General features: G+C 58.2%; 12 protein-coding genes. 7 read left to right on the plus strand and 5 right to left on the minus strand.

Annotated features, from left to right (window positions below; genetic code table 11):
• Positions 1 to 392: 392 nt before the first annotated feature.
• Together JAO85_RS13270 and JAO85_RS13275 are read right to left on the minus strand one after the other, a co-directional pair.
• Complete coding sequence (locus JAO85_RS13270) at positions 393 to 3,770, minus strand: EAL domain-containing protein (protein WP_202788235.1); 3,378 nt, start codon at positions 3,768 to 3,770, stop codon at positions 393 to 395.
• 1,132 nt (positions 3,771 to 4,902) lie between these two features.
• The gene (locus JAO85_RS13275; RefSeq protein WP_080746869.1) at positions 4,903 to 5,196 is read right to left on the minus strand and encodes an H-NS family nucleoid-associated regulatory protein; all 294 of its coding nucleotides are present in this window, start codon (positions 5,194 to 5,196) and stop codon (positions 4,903 to 4,905) included.
• Between the two features lie 920 nt (positions 5,197 to 6,116).
• Between JAO85_RS13275 and JAO85_RS13280 the strand changes: the two genes are divergently transcribed.
• The 3 genes from JAO85_RS13280 (at position 6,117) to JAO85_RS13290 (ending at position 10,447) form a co-directional block, all read left to right on the plus strand.
• Entirely contained in the window at positions 6,117 to 8,348 is a 2,232-nt protein-coding gene (locus JAO85_RS13280) for an NADP-dependent isocitrate dehydrogenase (RefSeq protein ID WP_003067431.1), read from the plus strand.
• 167 nt (positions 8,349 to 8,515) lie between these two features.
• On the plus strand, positions 8,516 to 9,532 hold the full coding sequence (locus tag JAO85_RS13285) for a helix-turn-helix domain-containing protein (protein WP_255539011.1): 1,017 nt from the start codon (positions 8,516 to 8,518) through the stop codon (positions 9,530 to 9,532).
• Positions 9,533 to 9,580: 48 nt separating this feature from the next.
• Positions 9,581 to 10,447 carry an alpha/beta hydrolase gene (locus JAO85_RS13290; protein ID WP_202788237.1) on the plus strand — a complete coding sequence of 289 codons (867 nt, stop codon included), beginning with the start codon at positions 9,581 to 9,583 and terminating at the stop codon, positions 10,445 to 10,447.
• 204 nt (positions 10,448 to 10,651) lie between these two features.
• On the opposite strand, the gene JAO85_RS13295 is transcribed toward JAO85_RS13290, so the two are convergent.
• Positions 10,652 to 11,152, minus strand: coding sequence for a DUF192 domain-containing protein (locus JAO85_RS13295; RefSeq protein ID WP_034389683.1), 501 nt, complete (start codon positions 11,150 to 11,152; stop codon positions 10,652 to 10,654).
• A gap of 214 nt (positions 11,153 to 11,366) precedes the next feature.
• Entirely contained in the window at positions 11,367 to 11,567 is a 201-nt protein-coding gene (locus JAO85_RS13300) for a hypothetical protein (protein WP_202788259.1), read from the minus strand.
• A 228-nt stretch (positions 11,568 to 11,795) separates the two neighbouring features.
• Here JAO85_RS13300 and icd point away from each other — a divergent pair, with 228 nt between their 5' ends.
• Both icd and JAO85_RS13310 read left to right on the plus strand, forming a co-directional pair.
• Positions 11,796 to 13,058: an NADP-dependent isocitrate dehydrogenase gene (gene icd / locus JAO85_RS13305; RefSeq protein WP_012838797.1), complete on the plus strand. Its 1,263-nt coding sequence runs from the start codon at positions 11,796 to 11,798 to the stop codon at positions 13,056 to 13,058.
• Between the two features lie 204 nt (positions 13,059 to 13,262).
• Positions 13,263 to 15,650: a membrane-bound PQQ-dependent dehydrogenase, glucose/quinate/shikimate family gene (locus tag JAO85_RS13310; RefSeq protein WP_202788238.1), complete on the plus strand. Its 2,388-nt coding sequence runs from the start codon at positions 13,263 to 13,265 to the stop codon at positions 15,648 to 15,650.
• Between the two features lie 170 nt (positions 15,651 to 15,820).
• On the opposite strand, the gene JAO85_RS13315 is transcribed toward JAO85_RS13310, so the two are convergent.
• Positions 15,821 to 16,591 (minus strand): DsbA family protein, encoded by a 771-nt coding sequence (locus JAO85_RS13315; protein WP_202788239.1) that lies wholly within the window; start codon positions 16,589 to 16,591, stop codon positions 15,821 to 15,823.
• A 144-nt stretch (positions 16,592 to 16,735) separates the two neighbouring features.
• Here JAO85_RS13315 and JAO85_RS13320 point away from each other — a divergent pair, with 144 nt between their 5' ends.
• Positions 16,736 to 17,278 carry a TIGR02281 family clan AA aspartic protease gene (locus JAO85_RS13320; protein ID WP_012838794.1) on the plus strand — a complete coding sequence of 181 codons (543 nt, stop codon included), beginning with the start codon at positions 16,736 to 16,738 and terminating at the stop codon, positions 17,276 to 17,278.
• Between the two features lie 253 nt (positions 17,279 to 17,531).
• Positions 17,532 to 18,887: a sodium:alanine symporter family protein gene (locus tag JAO85_RS13325; RefSeq protein WP_046460196.1), complete on the plus strand. Its 1,356-nt coding sequence runs from the start codon at positions 17,532 to 17,534 to the stop codon at positions 18,885 to 18,887.
• Positions 18,888 to 19,058 lie beyond the last annotated feature (171 nt).

Raw genomic sequence — 19,058 nt, forward strand, 5'->3', positions numbered from 1 at the left:
GAAGCACTTCTTGTGTGCTTGGCCTTCAGTCTGAGGCCGGAAACTATAAGGTCGGCAGTTGCTCTTGGGTTTCGACCTTTGAATGCCATCTAAAAAAGAGATGCCCGACTCGACGCTTTCAAATTCGAGAACTTGCAATCTCGTATGAGGTCGGGAGTGAGAATGTAATCAGCTATGAAGTTGCGAAGTGCAGATTCAAAGTGGCTAGGCGTTGCAAACGTCAGATTAATTTACTCGCTATAGATTATTAGTTTTCGTCTGTCATCATTGAATTTGTCAGAATAAAATTTCAGGCGTATCTATGCACAGCATGATTCTGCTGTCTTGAGGATTTATTGATGTTGAAAATACCTGTTTCTTTGTTATTGGGCGCGTAATTTCAATGTAATGGATTATCTTGAAAAGGATGAACTATCCCGTGACTGAGATGTTCTGAAATCTTCGGCCCATTTCTGGAAATCGCTGGAAGGCATAGGTTTGGCGATGTAGTAGCCTTGTGCAATATCACAGCCAAGATCCTTGAGCAGATCCCAGTGCTCTTTGGTCTCCACACCTTCGGCAACTGTCTTCCGTCCGAGATCATGTACGAGATCAATGGTGGAGCGCACAATCGTGGCAGAATCCCGATCGCGATGCATTGCAGAAACGAATGATTGGTCGATCTTGATGTAATCTACTGGTAGTTTTTGTAGATAGCTCAATGAGGAGTACCCTGTTCCAAAATCATCCACATAAAGAGGAATCCCAGCATCGCTCATCTCGCTCAGTGCTCGTAGAGCATATTCAGCATGCTCCATTACGGTGCTTTCCGTAATCTCGATTTCCAATAGTCCGGTTGACACAGAGCGCTCTGAATGCCATTGGCGATACTTGGCGAAAAGCTGTTCATCTCTGAAGTTTCGCGCGGAGAGATTGATTGCAATAGGAACAGCACAACTTTTTGCCTGCCAGCTCTGCAGCAGATCAAGGGCTGCGACAATGACCCATTCCGTCAAAGGCTTGATCAAGCCTGTTTGCTCAGCCAGGTCGATAAACAATCCGGGAGGAATTAGTCCTTTAATTGGATGCATCCAGCGTACCAAGGCCTCTGCTCCACAGATTTGCCCGGAGGAAAAATCAACTTTTGGCTGTAAAAATAGCCGCAGCTGATTGCCTGCAATGGCTCGCCGAAGTTCTCCTGCCATGGTCAAGCGTCCCGCTTGATTTTTCTGATGCGACGGGTCGAATACGCACTGGCTCAGTCCGCGGGCCTTGGCTTGATGGGTGGCCTTTCCCATTTGACGCAATAGTTCATCGGCAGTTGTGCCGTGTTCGGGAAACAAAGCTATGCCAGCTCTTGCACTGACATCCAATTCAATATCTGCGATAGGGAAAGGGCGGGAGATGGTTTTTTCCAACTCTTCGGCCAAGGCTACGGCGGAACCTCTATCCAGAGTGGGCGCTAATACCGCGAATTCGTCTCCGCGTAAACGAGCAATATGTGCAGAATCGGGAATGCTTTGCCTTAGGCGCTCTCCGAAGTCTCTAAGAATCTGGTCCCCATTAGAGAAACCTAGCACCTCGTTGATTTCTCGAAGGCGTTCAATATTGAATTGCAAAGCCGCGATTGGTTCTGGATGCGAAGAGCTTCCCTCAATTGTCGCAGTCAGCACTTCCCTGAATTCAATCGAATTGGGTAGTCCAGTCAAGGGATCATGGCGCAGCATATGATTCATCTCTGCTTGTACACGTAGTTGTTCTGAGCGTGTACGCAGAATGGAAATGCCAAAGGCTAGATCGTCCGCTGACTCGGTCAGCAATGCGATTTCATCTTCGCCGAACGCGTCTGGTTCGGTGTCATAAATGGATAGTGCGCCAATGACTTCGCCCTCAACCAATAAAGGGCAAGATACGCCTGATTTCAGTTCACCAAGCTTGTCGCTCCATCGAACATGGTTGGAATCTACGCGCATGTCTCGGACAAATTGAACCTTGCCGCTGCGAATTGCGCTAGCTGTCAGACTTTGGCCTAGCTCCGTATCGGCTGCTATGAGTCCTAGACTGCGAAGTGCTTCTATACCGCCTGGATAATTGCACTCGGCCATCGGACGTAGTTGTTGATCTGGCTCGTCACCCGAATACCAGACTGCAGCCATGCCATAGCCTCCTGCAGCCACGATGGCTCGGCACATGTTTTCAAGCAGACTCTGTTCTTCGCTGGCTCGTAGCATGGTGCGATTACCGGCACTCAAGGTTCGCAGTCCGCGGCCAATATGCTCTAACTCATGCACTCGTTGTTCGAGTTCCCCATTGAGCGTCTGGATACGTTCTTCATAGTGCTTGCGCTCAGTAATATCGGTGCCCAGTACGTAATAGCCAGCAACCGTTCCATCGGCTTGGTGTTTGGGAACATACTGAATAGTCTGCCAAACTCCTGGAAAGGGCTGCCAATCATATGTTTGCGGCTCTCCTGCGAGGACCTTGCCGATCAAATCATTGGCAACAACATAGCGTTCCTCTCCGAGGATTTTTCTTACCGACTCACCCGTGATGTCTTCGCGGTCAGGTGCAAAGCACTCCCGGTACTGAGTGTTGACGTACTCGTAGTGCTGTTGTGCATTAACGTAGGCAATCAGCGCCGGAACGGCGCTGATGACGTTGTGCAAATGGCTTTGAATCTCATGCCATTGCAAAGTGCGTTGGTGCACGTCAGCTTCAAGTGACGCGTTTTGCTCACGGATGATCCGTTGTGCCTTTCGCTCCAAAGTAACGTCCCTAAAGACTAGTACAGCACCTCGTAGTTGGCCTTTGGAGTCGCGGATGGGGGCGGCGCTATCAGAGATTGGACGTTCGGTGCCATCTCTGGCAATGATTGAGGTGTAGTCGGCAAGTACTTGCACTTCCCCGGTGGCTAACACCGTTGCTACAGGAATATGAGCAGGCTCGCGGGTCTGCTCATGAATGATATTGAATACTTCCTCGATAGAGCGGCCTTGAGCCTCATTGATACTCCAGCCTGTGAGCTGTTCGGCCACTGAATTCATGCGAGTGATTCGCCCTTCAGTGTCTGTTGCGAGTACTGCATCGCCGATCGAGTGCAAGGTAGTCACAAGGCTTTCTTCATTGTCAGCCAGAGCACGCTGACTGGCTTCTGTTTCGCGCAATTGACGTCTTATCAGAAGATAGGAGGAACCCAACAGCAAGATAAGTGCCACAGCGACCAATGCTCCAGCCATCACCAGCTTATGACGCGCTTGCTTGTGCTCGGCCTCTTCCAGAGCGAGTCGCAGGCGCGCCTCGGTATCCATCTCGCTCAGCAATTCATAGGTGCGCAAACGCGTGGATGCAAGCGTAGTTGCGGCAGCAAATGCATTTGCTGCCTTCTGACCTTGGGTATTGCGCAATTTTTCAATTTGGCGTGCAGCTGCCATGCGCTGGTCAATGACTTTACGCAGCTCTGTCCAGCGACGTTGTTGATCTGGATTATCGATCGTTAGTTGCCGTATTTTTTCCAGCGAAAGCTCTCGCTCAGCCATCGCTGCATTTCGCTCGGCAATATGCTCGGCATTACCTGTCAGACGGAAATTTTGAGTGGTTAGTTCAGATTGGAGAGAGTAGCCTCTGACGCGGTCTATATTGTTGAGCAACTGGTGTGCATGTGTCACCATTTGGGCGGCTTTGGCTGCATCATTTGCAACTTCCCACGTCGATAGTGCCATCGCGATCACTACCAGCGCAGCCGTTCCAAATGCTGTGACAACCTTGGACTCGAAACTAGACCTCCGCACCATAGAACGCGCTCCTACGCTAGATGCAGGCCGCACAAGCCATTTTCACTTGCCGCGGGCCTAGGCTGACATCACCATCCATGCAAGGGATCCAGACACTCCGGATAGGAGGAGTGTGCAGGGTCCATCAACATGCAAACTGAGGGATACAAGCTCAAATATACAAACAATATGCGATTTGTTTTATTTGTTGTCATTGCTTCACATTGCAGAGGAGTCGAAATTCTCGAAATTCTGTGTGTTGCTTGGCCTTGAAGCGTCCGTTTGCTAGTTCGGCAGAGCAATGTGATATTCAGTAGCCAGCAGATAAATAGCGTTCTTTTTCAGCGTTGTTGATACGATCAAGACGCATTACAAAGAGGCTGAATTCAAGTAGCTGAGAATTTTTACGGTCGATCTCTCAACAAGAGATCGCTTTTTTCTTTTGAATTCTTGAGCCATATCAATTTGGAGAACCTTATAAAAACACCCAGCCTTGAATGAAGATTGAGCAGTTTTCAGGAGTGGTGTTCGACTAGGGTTCGGCACACGAAAGCGAGCGATGTGGCGAGGCTATCGCTGCATCCGGCTTCCTCCTGAGCGACTTGATCTTCTCAGGCTGCTCAAATGGCTTGAAGTTTCTGGACTCGGGCCGGAAGCCCAGCTGGGGCATGTGGGCAAGCCCCTTGTCGCAGCCCGCTGAATGTGGCCTTGCTCACGGCGTGGCTGACCCTATCAGCGGCATATCTGTGAATGACAGGCGACGCTTACATCGAGCAGCTTGCTTGGGCACAGATGGATCGATACGGTAGGGTACAGCCGCTGGGAGACCGAAGACTATGGTGTGTCGCTCGAGTGGGAGCAGTACGAGCTGACGGCTGAAAAGCCCAAGGAAATCAAAGGCAAGGCCGCCATTAGCATCAACGACCGGATTCAGCAATCCGGGCATGCTTCAAGGACTTTGAGATGGAAGTCCGGCGGCAGGAGTGCGCGGTTGGCGGCGATGCGAATCAGCGAGAGCGTGGCGAATCGGCGATTTACAACTGGGCCAAGAGTGAGGAGTCTCCGGGGCAGTGTTGAGAGAATCGCCAGTGGGCGAGCAAGACTGGTCGCCGCGGCAGTCGGGAGAAATAAAAAGTGGCCGCTAGGGCCACTTTCAAATCTCAAACTGAGAACGATCTTGATCTTTGATCCAGTTCGGAGGCTTTCCTCGACCGGACCAAGTCTGGCCTGTGGTTGGGTCACGATATTTTGGAGCCACAGAGCCAGCCTCGCGTTTTGGTTTTTGCTTGGCGGCAGGGAAGACATCATCCTGTGTCAGCCCGAAAGCCTCGATCAAGCCTTTGATTTTTTGCACCGCGTCTGCGACTTCAGTCTTGCGGGCGGCAGCAATCTGCTGCTCAAGAGCCTCGCGTTGCGCCAACAAATCCTTATAAGAATGTGTACTCATCTAAAAGAGGTCCTATGTAAAGTTATGAACCAGCACTAAAGGGATGCACCCATACATGAGATACGTCGTTTATGCAGTTGGTTCACTTTCAATCGAAAGTGACCGCGTACATTGTGTCTTGATTTGAGGTGCGTCAACTCCAAAAGCTCAGGCGCACACAAAAAATAAGATGAGCTTTAGAGACAAGCAGGTTTAGAGACAAGCAGGTACTGAAGCGTCTCGTATTGCACGACGTCTTATTCAAAGGTACGGAGGGATTGGCTAGGTGTGACCAGAAGCCATCTATTGAGTGCCCACAAAGCATTCGTTCGGCGCTCGCGGTCAGCCGACTTGAGCCGCTCGGTCAGAAGTGACCCATATGGCTTTGCAGGACTCCTTTTCAGCAAAAACCTACAGGGCAGCTAAAGGCCTGTTCTTGCCAGTGCTCCCGGTTGGAGCTCAACTGGTCAACGCATCCATCCAACGCCCCCATCGTCAACGGAGACTGGTCGATGGGTGATAAAACAACACATTCGAGGACGTGATCGCTTGCCAATTTGTCAGCCTTGGTGCCAAAGCCTGTGCTACTTTGTGCCAAAGCTCGCGCAAATTTGTGCCAAAGGCCGCGCAACGCAACTCTCTAACGCAACTTGCACGGCTGTGATGGCCGCTAAATGAATGCGGCAGTGCGACTTTTTTACATGGAAGAAAACCGGGGAAAAAAGCCTGTTTCCCAATGAAAACGCCTTTTGAAAGTTGAGCTAAATCCTTGAGTCTTGTACAAGACTTAAAAAAATCGGCCCGGTTGCGCGTAGAATTTTGTATTGTGGGAACGCATTGCATCAAGAAAGTGTCGTCCCGCTGTGTCAGGCCCCATTGCGCAAGCCCGGGATGCAGGCCCAAGGCACCTTTCCCCCTTTTTTCACAACCTGAGACAAGAGATGAGTACGCAGCAACCCACCATCATCTACACCTTGACTGACGAGGCTCCCCGCCTGGCCACCAGCGCATTCCTGCCCGTGATCCGTGCTTTCGCAGCACCGGCCGGCATCAATGTGGAGACCAGCGATATCTCGCTGGCAGGCCGTATCTTGGGCGAGTTCCCCGACTTTTTGACCGAAGCCCAACGCGCTCCGAACAACCTGGCTGAACTGGGCAAGCTGACGCTGACGCCTGAAGCCAACATCATCAAGCTGCCCAATATCTCCGCATCCGTGGGCCAGCTGCAAGAAGCGATCAAGGAATTGCAGGGCAAGGGCTACGCCATCCCCGACTATCCTGAAACCGCCACGACCGATGCCGAAAAGGACATCAAGGCACGCTACAACAAGTGCATCGGCTCTGCCGTGAACCCCGTGCTGCGCGAAGGCAACTCGGATCGCCGCGCGCCTGCAGCGGTCAAGAACTACGCCAAGAAGCACCCCCATTCCATGGGTGAGTGGAAGCAGTGGTCGCAAACCCATGTGTCGCACATGGAAGAGGGCGACTTCTACCACGGCGAAAAGTCCATGACGCTGGACAAGGCCCGCGAAGTGAAGATGGTGCTGGAGACCAAGTCCGGCAACAGCATCGTTCTCAAGGACAAGGTCAAGCTGCAGGCAGCAGAAGTGATCGATTCCATGTTCATGAGCAAGAAGGCCTTGTGCGCCTTCTATGAAAAGGAAATCGAAGACTGCCGCGAGTCGGGCATCCTGTTCTCGCTGCACGTGAAGGCCACCATGATGAAGGTATCCCACCCCATCGTGTTCGGTCACTGCGTGAAGATTTTCTACAAGGAAGCCTTCGAAAAGCACGGCAAGCTGTTCGATCAGCTGGGCGTGAACGTGAACAACGGCATGGCCAATCTGTACGAGAAGATCGAGACCCTGCCTGCTTCGCAGCGCGAAGAAATCATCCGTGACCTGCACAAGTGCCAGGAGCACCGTCCACGTCTGGCCATGGTCGATTCCGCCAAGGGCATCACCAACTTCCATTCGCCCAACGATGTGATCGTGGATGCTTCCATGCCCGCCATGATCCGCGTGGGCGGCAAGATGTGGGCCGCTGACGGCAAGCCTTACGACTGCAAGGCCGTGATGCCTGAGTCCACCTTTGCCCGTATCTACCAGGAAGTGATCAACTTCTGCAAGTGGCACGGCAACTTCGACCCCAAGACCATGGGCACCGTACCCAACGTGGGTCTGATGGCGCAAAAGGCCGAAGAGTACGGCTCGCACGACAAGACGTTTGAGATCGCCGAAGACGGCGTGGCCAACATCGTGGACATCGCCACCGGCGAAGTGCTGCTGAGCCAGAACGTGGAAGCTGGCGACATCTGGCGCATGTGCCAGGTCAAGGATGCTCCTATCCGTGACTGGGTGAAGCTGGCTGTGACCCGTGCCCGCAACTCCGGCATGCCTGCCGTGTTCTGGCTGGACCCCTATCGTCCCCACGAAGCCGAGCTGATCAAGAAGGTGCAGACCTACTTGAAGGAATATGACACCAACGGCCTGGAAATCCACATCCTCTCGCAAGTGCGCGCCATGCGCTACACGCTGGAGCGCGTGGCCCGCGGTCTGGACACCATCTCGGTGACCGGCAACATTCTGCGTGACTATCTGACCGACCTGTTCCCGATTCTGGAACTGGGCACCTCGGCCAAGATGCTGTCCATCGTGCCTCTGATGGCCGGTGGCGGCATGTACGAAACCGGTGCTGGCGGCTCCGCTCCCAAGCATGTGCAGCAACTGGTGGAAGAAAACCACCTGCGCTGGGACTCGCTGGGTGAATTCCTGGCTCTGGCCGTCTCGTTTGAAGACCTGGGCATCAAGGAAAACAACGCCCGCGCCAAGCTGCTGGCCAAGACTCTGGACGAAGCCACCGGCAAGCTGCTGGACGAAGACAAGTCGCCTTCGCGTCGCACCGGCGAGCTGGACAACCGTGGTTCGCAGTTCTACATCGCTCTGTACTGGGCCCAGGCTCTGGCTGCTCAGACCGAAGATGCAGCACTGGCGGCCAAGTTCGCACCTCTGGCCAAGAGCCTGACCGAGAACGAAGCCAAGATCGTGGCCGAGATGAAGGAAGTGCAAGGCAAGGCTGCCGATATCGGCGGCTACTACATGCCCGACGTGGCCAAGCTGGATGCCGTGATGCGCCCCAGCGCCACCTTCAACGCCGCCATCGCGTCGGTGTAATGCAGGCAGCTGCTGCAGGCTACACGCCTGTGCAGCTGAGCCCAAGTAAAACCGGCAGGCCCGCAAGGGTTGCCGGTTTTTTTACGACTGCATGCGAGTGAGCACGGCTTCAGGGCCGGATGCTTGAAGTTGGCTGCCTTATGGTGCTATCAAGGAGCATGATGCGTATGTACGATAGCTGGACTTCTCTTGCCATACCGGCCAGGCTTCGTCGGGAGTTCTGGCGCGACATTTGTGCGCGGGCATTCGTTCCCATGACGCCGCAGCTGAGGCGGGCCGACGATTTTCAGGCAGCCATGGTTCATCGCACCATCGACTGTCTTGCGCTCAACGAGGTCAGGGGCCCGGCGCATGATATGTGGCGCACCGCTGCCGATCTGTCTTGTGGCGGCTCGCCTGTGCTGTTCGTCAACCTCTATCGCACGGGCAATGCACGGATAGTGCAGAACGGACAAGAGGTCGAGGTCGGGCCGCAGCGCTTGCTGCTCTTTGACAGCTGCCGGCCTTTCAAGCTGCAGCACTCTGTGGCCACGGACCTGCTGTCTCTGGCCGTTCCCCATGCGCTGTTGGGCGATCGCATCGTGCAAGCCTTGGGAGAGATGCCCTGGCGGCTGCCCGGCACGGCCCCAGCGCTCTTGCTGATGAACCAGATGCAAGCGCTGTCGAAGTGGCAAGCCGATATTCAGGCCCCTGATGGCGCGTGCATCGCCCAGTCCATGGTCAGCTTGTTGCGAGCCCTGATGCCGGAGGGGCTGGAGCCACGCGCGGCACCACCTCATCGCCGGCATGCGCGCGCCAAAGTGGCCGCCCTCATTGGCCGGCATTACGCGGATCCGGACTATTCACCCTTGAGGGCCGCAGCGGAAATAGGTGTCTCGGTGCGCAGCTTGCATGCCTGGCTGGCCGGAGATGGAACCAGCTTCGGGACGGAACTGTGGGGGTATCGCCTGGAGCGCGTGCGTACCCTTCTGAAGGCCGAGCCGCAGCTTTCCATTCAGGAGGCAGCCTCGCGCTGCGGCTTTGCCTCTTGTGCGCATCTGAGCAGGCGTTTTCGCGAGCGATTTGGCATGGCTCCCAAAGCATGGCGTGATATGCACGATGAGGGCTTGGCCGTTGCACTCCCGGACAAGCTGGCTGCGTTCATGGACAAGAGGGGATTGCCTGCGCCAAGCGGGCCCTCTTAGAGTCTTGATCAAGCCACTAGCCTGGCTTGAACACACTCAGGAGACCGCATGTCACAAGACTTTTCAAGCACTGCCTTCGTACTCGTTCATGGCGCATGGCATGGTGCATCGACTTATGAGCGCGTGATTCCGCTGCTGGCTGCCAAAGGGTATCTGGCGGTGGCGCGAGACCTTCCCGCGCATGGGTTGAACGCGCGCTTCCCGGCATCATATGGTCGCAGGCCTCTCGATGCTGCGGCATTCGCAAGAGAGCCTTCGCCGGTTGCACATGTCACGCTGGACGACTATGCGGACAGTGTCATCGCCACCATCGAGCAGGTCAGGGCGGCCGGATGCGACAAGGTCGTGCTGGTGGCCCACAGCATGGGCGGTGTTGTGGCAACGGCGGTGGCGGAGCGTGTGCCCGAGAAACTGTCCAAGCTGGTCTATCTGACGGCTTTCATGCCGGGCTCGGGCGTCCCCGGCATTTCCTATATCCAGGCACCGGAGAACGAGGGCGAGCTTGTGGGCCCCCAATTGCTGGCGGATCCGGCCGTGGTCGGCGCTCTGCGCATGGATCATCGCAGCAGCAGCGCAACATACCGAGCCAACGGAAAACAGGCCTTTTATGCCGACGTGAGCAGCGAAGACTATGAGGCAATGCTGCATCAGCTGACGCCGGATGTTCCGGTGGCGCCATTCGCAACGCCGATCACCATCACGCGGGAACGCTGGGGCAGCCTGCCCAGGCATTACATACGCTGCCTGGAGGATCGCGCGCTCAAGCCCGCATTGCAGCAGCGTTTCATCGACGAGGCGGACGGCTTTGCTCCCGAGAATTGCACGGTGGTTCACGAGCTGGTTTCCAGCCACTCTCCCTTTCTGTCCCAGCCTGTCAGGCTAGCCGAGCTCCTGGCGGCGATTGCCGCGTCCTAGTCGTGCGGAGTGGCAGCGCAGCAGAAAACTGAAGCCACCTTGTGAAGTGGCTCAGCCGAATGAACAGCCGGCTGGCGGCAATGGATGCCAACCAGACGCCTGGGGAAAACATCGAATGCCGATGAGCAAAGGCTGTTGTGAAAGAGATCGGAGGGTCTGCCAGGATGGTGCGGCAAGTGGCAGAAGCTGTCCTCTTTGCGTCGGCTACTGCTTGAAGGGCGCGCCGCCCAGCTTGGTGCCAGCCTTGATGCCGCGCTTGGCAAACCAGCCCTGGTTCATCTCCAGCACATAGCGCACGGGCTTGGCCGAGCAGTGGGAGTCTTCGCTCATGGGTTTCATGTCGGCCAGATTGACGATGGTGCCGTCATCGGCCACAAAGGCCGCTGTCAGGGGCAAGATGGTGTTGCGCATCCAAAAGCACTGCACGCCGGGTACTTCGAAGACGAAGAGCATGCCTTCCTGCTGCGGCATCTCCTTGCGGAACATGAGACCGATCTCGCGCTGCTGCGGCGTGATGGCCAGTTGGGTGTCGATGCGGTACATGCCGGCCGTCAGATCGATGCGGCGCAGATTCGTCTGCGGCTGACCTTCGTCGCGGGCCATGGCCGGGTTGCCGAACAGGCCCAGCAGGGCGCTGCAGGCCAGGGCCAGCAGCGGGGCGCGCCAGCCGGATTTGGGGATTGTCTTGGTGGGGAGGTTCTTCATGAGCCTTGCATGCCAAACAGGAAGTCGGAAGTCACAAGCCTATAGCAATCCGCGTGGGTTGCGGTGCAAATCGCTGTCGCAAATAGGCGGCCGGAGCCGGTCTGCAAAATGCAAAGCCTGCAGAACTTTCCGTTCGGCAGGCTTTGGCGTGAGTCAGGTCCGGCGTACAGAGGCATGGCGTGCCGGTATCGCCAGACCGGCTTTCAGCGCGCGATCAGGCTGGCTTGTGCATCTTTTTGCTGCTGTGCTGCATATGATGCTTTTTGGCAGGTTTTGCCTTCATATGCTTGACGGTGGGCGCCGCTACTGCTGCGGCAGGGGTGGCAGGTGTGGCAGGCTGCGCCGGCGCGGCGGCTTGAGCAAAAGCGCCAGCAGCGAACGAACCAGCAATCAGGACAGCGAGTAGTTTTTTCATATATGCCAATTTCCTAAAGATGCGGCAATGCCAGGTTTCAGGTTGAAGTGAGGAGCAGCCCATCTGTCCCCCACACCCTCTCAACGGCAGCTCTGTGCCGCCGTTGACAGGTTTTTATGCTGTATTTCTTAAAATTTGCTTAGAGCAAGGTGCCAAAATCGGGGGCAACAAAATAGCACCAAAAAGGTGCGCCACCGCGCAGTATTCAAGACTAGGAGATTCCACAACATGAGCACGTCCCAGCACATCCAGGTTCCGCCGCAAGGGGAGAAGATCAGCGTCAACGCGGACAAGACACTGAATGTTCCGAGCCAACCCATCATTCCCTTCATCGAGGGCGATGGTGTCGGTGTTGATGTGACGCCGGTGATGCGCAAGGTGGCAGACGCAGCCGTTGCCAAGGTCTATGGCGGGCAGCGCAAGATTGCCTGGATGGAGGTGTATGCGGGTGAGAAGGCCACGCGCATCTACGGCCCCGATGTCTGGCTGCCCGAGGAAACCGTGGCCGCCGTGCGCGACTATGCCGTGTCCATCAAGGGCCCGCTGACCACGCCAGTGGGCGGCGGCATCCGCTCGCTGAACGTGGCGCTGCGCCAGGAGCTGGATCTTTATGTCTGCCTGCGCCCCGTGCAGTACTTCAAGGGCGTGCCTTCGCCGCTCAAGGAGCCCGAGAAGACGAATATGGTGATCTTCCGCGAGAACTCGGAGGACATCTACGCGGGTATCGAATACGCGGCCGGCAGCGAGAAGGCGAAAAAGCTCATCGACTTCCTGGCCAAGGAAATGGGCGCCAACAAGATCCGCTTTCCCGAAACCTCGGGCATCGGCATCAAGCCCGTCTCGCGCGAGGGTACGGAGCGCCTGGTGCGCAAGGCCATCCAGTACGCCATCGACAACAACAAGCCCAGTGTGACCCTGGTTCACAAGGGCAACATCATGAAGTACACGGAAGGCGCTTTCCGTGACTGGGGCTATGCGCTGGCGCAGCGCGAGTTCGGTGCCGAGCTGATCGACGGCGGCCCCTGGTGCCGCATCAAGCACCCGAAGACGGGCAAGGACATCATCATCAAGGACTCGATCACCGATGCCTTCTTGCAGCAGATTCTGATGCGTCCGGCCGAATATTCGGTGGTGGCCACGCTCAACCTCAACGGCGACTACATCTCGGATGCGCTGGCCGCGCAGGTGGGCGGGATCGGCATTGCTCCCGGTGCCAATCTGTCGGAGAGCATTGCCTGCTTCGAAGCCACCCACGGCACGGCGCCGCGCTATGCGGGCAAGGACTATGTGAACCCCGGCTCCATGATTCTCTGCGCCGAGATGATGCTGCGCCACATGGGCTGGCGCGAGGCTGCGGATCTGATCGTCGAGTCGCTGGAAAAAGCCATCCAGAGCAAGCATGTGACCTATGACTTCGCCCGCCTGATGGACGGTGCGACCCAGGTGTCCTGCTCGGGCTTCGGGGATGTGGTGATCTCGATGATGGACTGAGCTGAGCCGCCTGCCTGGCAGCTTTGAAGATCTGCCGGCACTGCCATCTCAGCGGCCGCACCGTTTCAACGGTGCGGTTTTTTTATACCTTCTTACCTGGCGCTTGTAGTCCTGAGGCTGGCGTGCAAAGCCTCGAAAGTATGTCGATGTGTATCGGCGTTAAGGCGTGCAATACACAAATGGCAATTAATTTCAGGTGAGGCTATGGCTCCTTCATCCAATGACGGGCGCTGGTACTGGCTTGCAGTGGGGTTGCTGATGCTGCTCATGGGTCTGTACCTGACCATAGGCGGCGGCATTCTGCTCGGCAAGGGAGGCAGCTGGTACTTTGTGTTGATGGGGCTGGCGATGCTGGCATCGGCCACACTGCTGCTGGCGCGGCGCAGGGCCGGCGCCCATCTCTATGCGCTGGCCTTTGTGCTGACCCTGGTCTGGGCCTGGTGGGATGCGGGCTGGGAGTTCTGGCCGCTGGTGTCGCGTCTGATGGTGTTTGCTGTGCTGGGCCTGCTGGTGGCCCTGGGCTACGCACAGCTTGAGGCGGGCAAGCTGGTCATGAACGACTACGGACGCCTGGGAGCCGCAGTGTCGGTGGTGGTGCTGGGCCTGGGCATCGTCGCTACGGCCGTCAGTGCCTTCTCGCCCAAGGGCGTGATTGCCCCCGAGGTCACCGAAGTGCCTTCGGTAGGCTCCATGGAGATCAAGGCCTCGGACTGGACGGACTGGGGGCAGGGCCCCGCAGGACAGCGGTTTGCGGCTGTCGAGCAGATCAGCCGGGACAATGTCGACAAGCTGGCCGTGGCCTGGACGGCACGCACCGGCGATGCGCCCCAGAGCACGGGCTCGGGTGCCGAAGACCAGAACACGCCGCAGCAGATCGGGGAGCGCCTGTATGTCTGCACGGCCTACGGCAAGGTGCTGGCGCTGGATGTGGACACGGGCGAGGAGAAGTGGAAATTCGACCCCGAAGCCAAGTCACCCAACTGGCAGCGCTGCAGAGGTCTGGGTTACTTCGATGGCAATGAGGCCGCAATCAAGGCCTCGGGTGCCATCGGCAAGCCCGGAGATGTTGCGCCAGGCTGCAGGCGTCGTCTGTTTCTGCCCACCATCGATGCGCGATTGATCGCGCTCGATCCCGATTCGGGCAAGCCATGTACCGACTTCGGCAAGGACGGTGTGCTGGATCTGACCCAGGGCATGGGCGAGGTCAAGCAGGGCTGGTATCAGCAGACCTCGGCGCCGCTGGTGGCCGAGAACCTGGTGATCGTGGGCGGCCGCGTGGCTGACAATTTCTCGACCGACGAGCCCTCGGGCGTGGTGCGCGCCTTCGATGTGCACAGCGGCAAGCTGGTCTGGGCCTGGGACCCGGGCAATGCTGACATCACCGGGCAGCCGCCGCAGGGGCAGACCTATACGCGCAACTCGCCCAATGTCTGGGGCGGCATGTCCTATGACGCCAGGCTGGGCCTGGCCTATCTGGGTACGGGCAATGCGACGCCGGACTTCTATGCGGCCCAGCGCACTGCGGAGATGGAGAAGAACAGCTCCGCCATCGTGGCCATGGATATCCGCACCGGCAAGCCGCGCTGGCTCTACCAGACCGTGCACCACGATCTGTGGGACTTCGACATCCCGTCCCAGCCCGCTCTGGTCGATGTGAGCAATGCCCAGGGCGGGGTGGACCCTGCGCTGCTGCAGGTGACCAAGCAGGGCATGATCTTCATGCTCAACCGCGAGACCGGCGAGCCTCTGGCAGAGGTGCAGGAGCTGCCCGTGCCGCAAGGCCATGTGCCGGGCGAGCGCTATGCGCCGACCCAGCCGCATTCCACGGGTATGCCCAATATCGGCAACCAGACCCTCAAGGAGTCCGATATGTGGGGTGCCACGCCTTTCGATCAGCTGCTGTGCCGCATCGCCTTCAAGGACATGCAGCATCAAGGCGTGTTCACGCCGCCGGGCATGGGGCCGACGCTGCAGTTCCCAGGGTCCTTGGGCGGCATGAACTGGGGCAGCGTCTCCATAGACCCGATCAGCCAGACCATGTTCGTCAACGATATGCGCCTGGGTCTGGCGAACTACATGATCGCGCGCGCCGATATGAAGCCGGGCGCCAGCGGCATCGAGATGGGGGCCGTGCCCCAGGAGGGCACGCCGTTTGGTGCCATGCGCCAGCGCTTTCTGTCGCCGCTGGGCATTCCCTGCCAGAAGCCGCCTTTCGGCACCATGACGGCGGTGGATCTGAAATCGCGCCAGATCAAGTGGCAGGTGCCCGTGGGCACGGTGCGTGACACCGGTCCTCTGGGCATTCCCATGTGGCTGACCATTCCCATCGGCATGCCCACGCTGGGGCCTTCCATGGTCACCAAGTCGGGGCTGGTGTTCTTCGCGGGGACTCAGGACTTCTATCTGCGTGCCTTCGACAGCGCCAACGGCAAGGAGATCTGGCGCTCGCGCCTGCCCGTGGGTAGCCAGGGCGGGCCGATGAGCTATGTCTCGCCCAGAACCGGCAGGCAGTATGTGGTGATCACCGCCGGTGGCGCACGCCAGTCGCCCAAGCGCGGTGACTATGTGATCGCCTATGCCCTGCCGCAATAGCGACAGGGTGTGGAGCCGCCGACAGAATGATACATAAAAGATAGCTGCTTGCGCTTGATGAATAAGGAATTCAGATTGAATAATGCCTGAACTATTTAAATACCCAGCGCTACAAGCTATGAATAAAAGAGTATCTGCCGCGCAGGCGTGTGCCACGCTGGCCGCGCCGCTCAGTGCGGTGGCAGCTCGCAGCCGTCGGGGCCGCAGCTGGGGTCGCCACTGGTGTCGGTGTCGCCGGCCGGCTGCTGGTTGAGCTCGGCAATCTGCTCGGCCCAGGCGGCCAACTGCTGCTTCCAGCCGTCGACATCGCCCAGCCATTCGCCGATCTCGATGCGCTGCACGGCGCGTTGGCCAGCTTGCTCGGGGTGGTCGAATTCCAGCGCCAGGGTGGGGAAGCCCTGGCCCTGCACCATGCCCAGCCATTCGCGGCTTTCGGCAATATGCTTTTGCGTGGCCGCGCCGCTTTGCTCGGCGTAGGCCGCGTCATAGGCCGCGCTGTCCAGACCGATGCCGGCTGCCAACTCGCGCAGCACGGCGGGCTCGCTGATGCGGCGGCCCTCCACATAATGGGCTTTTTGCTCGGCAGCCAGCATCTCCAGGCCCTTGCCGGCCAGCGCTTCGGCGGCCAGCAGGGCCGTGGTCGGGGGCTCGGAGTCCAGCGGCGCGCCGATGTCATTGAGCAGGCCGTTGAGATAGGCATCGCCAAAAGGCTGGCCCGTCATCTCGGCAATGCGCTGGTCGCTGGGCATGACTTTGTCACGCCAGTCCGCGGTGATGGTGCGCGTGTGGGCTCCGGTCAGCATGCCGCCGGCATGCCATTGCACGTCGATGCCGGGCACTTCGCGAGCGGCCTTGACCAGCGGGGCCGCGGCATAGCACCAGCCGCACAGAGGATCGAAAATATAGTGCAGCACCAGGGCGGGCAGCTTGGATGTGTTCATATTGAGCGACCTTGCAGGCCGGTAGATTTGCAAACAAGCTTCACTGTAAGCGCGGCAGCGGCGCTGGCGCCGTAATGGCAGGGTATGACCTTGGCGCCGGTCTTGGCAAAATGGCTGCATTGTCCTCAGCTTGTTTGCCTGCCCATGCGCCTGAATGTCACGCCGCCGCCCCAGTCCTCGCCAGAGTCCGAGCCTTCCCCGCAATCCGTGGCACGGCGCAGCACCATGCTGTTTCTGCTGTTCTGGCTGGTGGTCATGGCTGCGATGTATCTGGCCATGCAGCATTTCCTCAAGCCGGCCCAGGCCAAGGTCATGGCCGACGGCACGGTGCGCATAGAGCGCGGCATGGACGGGCATTTCCGTGTCAAGGGCTATGTCAACGATCAGCCCGTCACCTTTATGGTCGATACCGGTGCCACCTCGGTCAGCGTGACCGATGCGCTGGCCGAGCGTGCCGGCCTGGAGGGCGGCGAGAAAGTGCGTTTTCGCACGGCCAACGGCGAACGTGACGGCCGCATCGTCACCGCCGACGAGGTGCGCATTGCCAGCCTGCGTGTGCGCGACGTGCGCGTGGGCACGGGCTATACGGGCGACGATAGCGACGACGCCTTGCTGGGCCAGAACTTTCTGCGCTTTTTCGATGTGCAGATGAGCGGCGATGAAATGCTGCTGCGCCCGCGCAAGTGAGTGCCGTGAAGACACTGGCCGTGATTTTTCGCACTTGTGCGAGTCATAGGCCGCGGCAGCCCAAAAGCGATCGCAGACTGGATTAAAGTAGGGCGCTTTGCCAACCGGCAAACAGGAATAGTGCGCTGTGCGTGGGCCTCACACGGGCCCCTTGCGGTTGCCGCACTCGCCGCTCATGGGTGAAAGACATGTTCCGGGACTGTTGCCATTCAATGGACCGCAGGCGAAAGCCGGCTGCGGCAGACGACACTCAATGGACTGGTTAACCCAACTCTTCAAAGCCCTCAACGATATTGTCTGGGGCGTTCCCATGATCGTGCTGATTCTCGGCACGGGTTTTTATCTGCAGATCCGCCTGGGCTTCATGCCGCTGCGCAACATCGTGCGCGGCTTTCGCATGATCTGGCGCAGCCGCCGTCCCGGCGACAAGGCCGATGGCGACATCACTCCCTATGCAGCGCTGATGACGGCATTGTCCGCCACCGTGGGCACGGGCAATATTGCCGGCGTGGCCACGGCCATTGCCGTGGGTGGTCCGGGCGCACTGTTCTGGATGTGGATGACGGCGCTGCTGGGCATGGCTACCAAGTATGGCGAGGTGGTGCTGGCGGTGAAGTACCGCGAGAAAAACGACCACGGCCAGTGGGTGGGCGGCCCGATGTACGCCATCAAGAACGGCCTGGGCAGCAAGTGGAAATGGCTGGGTACGCTGTTTGCCATCTTTGGCGGTCTGGCCGGTTTCGGCATCGGCTCCATGGTGCAGTCCAACGGTATTGCATCTGCCATGCACACGGCTTTCGGTTTGGAGAGCTGGATCACAGGCCTAGGCCTGGCCGTGCTTACCGGTGCCGTGGTGCTGGGAGGCATCACCCGCATCGGCGCGGTGGCCGAAAAGCTGGTGCCTGCCATGTGCGTGGCCTATGTGATCTGCGTGCTCTATGTGCTGGGCGTGTACTTCGACCGCATTCCGGCTGCGTTTGCACTGATCTTCGAGCAGGCCTTCAGCCCCACGGCGGCAACGGGCGGCTTTCTGGGCTCGACGGTGCTGATGGCCATCCGCATGGGCGTGGCGCGCGGCATTTTTTCCAACGAAGCGGGCCTGGGCACGGCCGGCATCGCCCAGGCTGCTGGTGCCACGCGAGACCCCGTTTTCTCGGGGCTGGTAGGCATGATGGGCACCTTCATCGACACCATCATCGTCTGCACCATGACCGGGCTGGCCATCGTGGTCAGCGGCGTCTGGAATTCCGGCGCAACCGGGGCCGTGCTGTCCACCCAGAGCTTCGAGGCCGCCATGCCCGGCGTGGGCAAATATGTGCTGGCCGTTTCGCTGTCGGTGTTTGCCTTCACCACGATTCTGGGCTGGGCCTATTACGGTGAAAAATGCTGGACCTATCTGGTCGGCACCATCTGTGAAAAGCCCTTCCGCATCCTCTGGACCATCAGCGCCTTTGTGGGTGCCGTGGCCACGCTGGACTTTGCCTGGCTGGTCGCCGATACGCTGAACGCGCTGATGGCGATTCCCAATCTGATCTCGCTGCTGCTGCTCTCACCCGTGATCGTGCAGCTCACGCGCGAATACTTTGCGCGCCAGGATAGCCAGGCCTGATCATTCTGATAGCTCTAGGCGCTTGACGCATAAGTACTGGAGCTTGACTTGACCTCACACAGGGCGCAGTTGTGCAAGCAGCTGCGCCCTGTGCAGTTTTGGGGCCGTGGCTGAAGCAGCCCCGCATATCTGCGAAAATACCTCCTACACAGGGAATGACTGTTGCGGAAA

The sequence above is a fragment of the Comamonas sp. NyZ500 genome, assembly GCF_016772095.1.
In the GTDB taxonomy this organism is placed as follows: Bacteria; Pseudomonadota; Gammaproteobacteria; order Burkholderiales; family Burkholderiaceae_C; genus Comamonas; species Comamonas thiooxydans.

Bases quoted from the DNA above. Each gene is read 5' to 3' on its own strand.
- JAO85_RS13270 (WP_202788235.1), bottom strand. From the start codon at position 3,770: ATGGTGCGGAGGTCTAGTTTCGAGTCCAAGGTTGTCACAGCATTTGGA.
- JAO85_RS13275 (WP_080746869.1), bottom strand. From the start codon at position 5,196: ATGAGTACACATTCTTATAAGGATTTGTTGGCGCAACGCGAGGCTCTT.
- JAO85_RS13280 (WP_003067431.1), top strand. From the start codon at position 6,117: ATGAGTACGCAGCAACCCACCATCATCTACACCTTGACTGACGAGGCT.
- JAO85_RS13285 (WP_255539011.1), top strand. From the start codon at position 8,516: ATGTACGATAGCTGGACTTCTCTTGCCATACCGGCCAGGCTTCGTCGG.
- JAO85_RS13290 (WP_202788237.1), top strand. From the start codon at position 9,581: ATGTCACAAGACTTTTCAAGCACTGCCTTCGTACTCGTTCATGGCGCA.
- JAO85_RS13295 (WP_034389683.1), bottom strand. From the start codon at position 11,152: ATGAAGAACCTCCCCACCAAGACAATCCCCAAATCCGGCTGGCGCGCC.
- JAO85_RS13300 (WP_202788259.1), bottom strand. From the start codon at position 11,567: ATGAAAAAACTACTCGCTGTCCTGATTGCTGGTTCGTTCGCTGCTGGC.
- icd (WP_012838797.1), top strand. From the start codon at position 11,796: ATGAGCACGTCCCAGCACATCCAGGTTCCGCCGCAAGGGGAGAAGATC.
- JAO85_RS13310 (WP_202788238.1), top strand. From the start codon at position 13,263: ATGGCTCCTTCATCCAATGACGGGCGCTGGTACTGGCTTGCAGTGGGG.
- JAO85_RS13315 (WP_202788239.1), bottom strand. From the start codon at position 16,591: ATGAACACATCCAAGCTGCCCGCCCTGGTGCTGCACTATATTTTCGAT.
- JAO85_RS13320 (WP_012838794.1), top strand. From the start codon at position 16,736: ATGCGCCTGAATGTCACGCCGCCGCCCCAGTCCTCGCCAGAGTCCGAG.
- JAO85_RS13325 (WP_046460196.1), top strand. From the start codon at position 17,532: ATGGACTGGTTAACCCAACTCTTCAAAGCCCTCAACGATATTGTCTGG.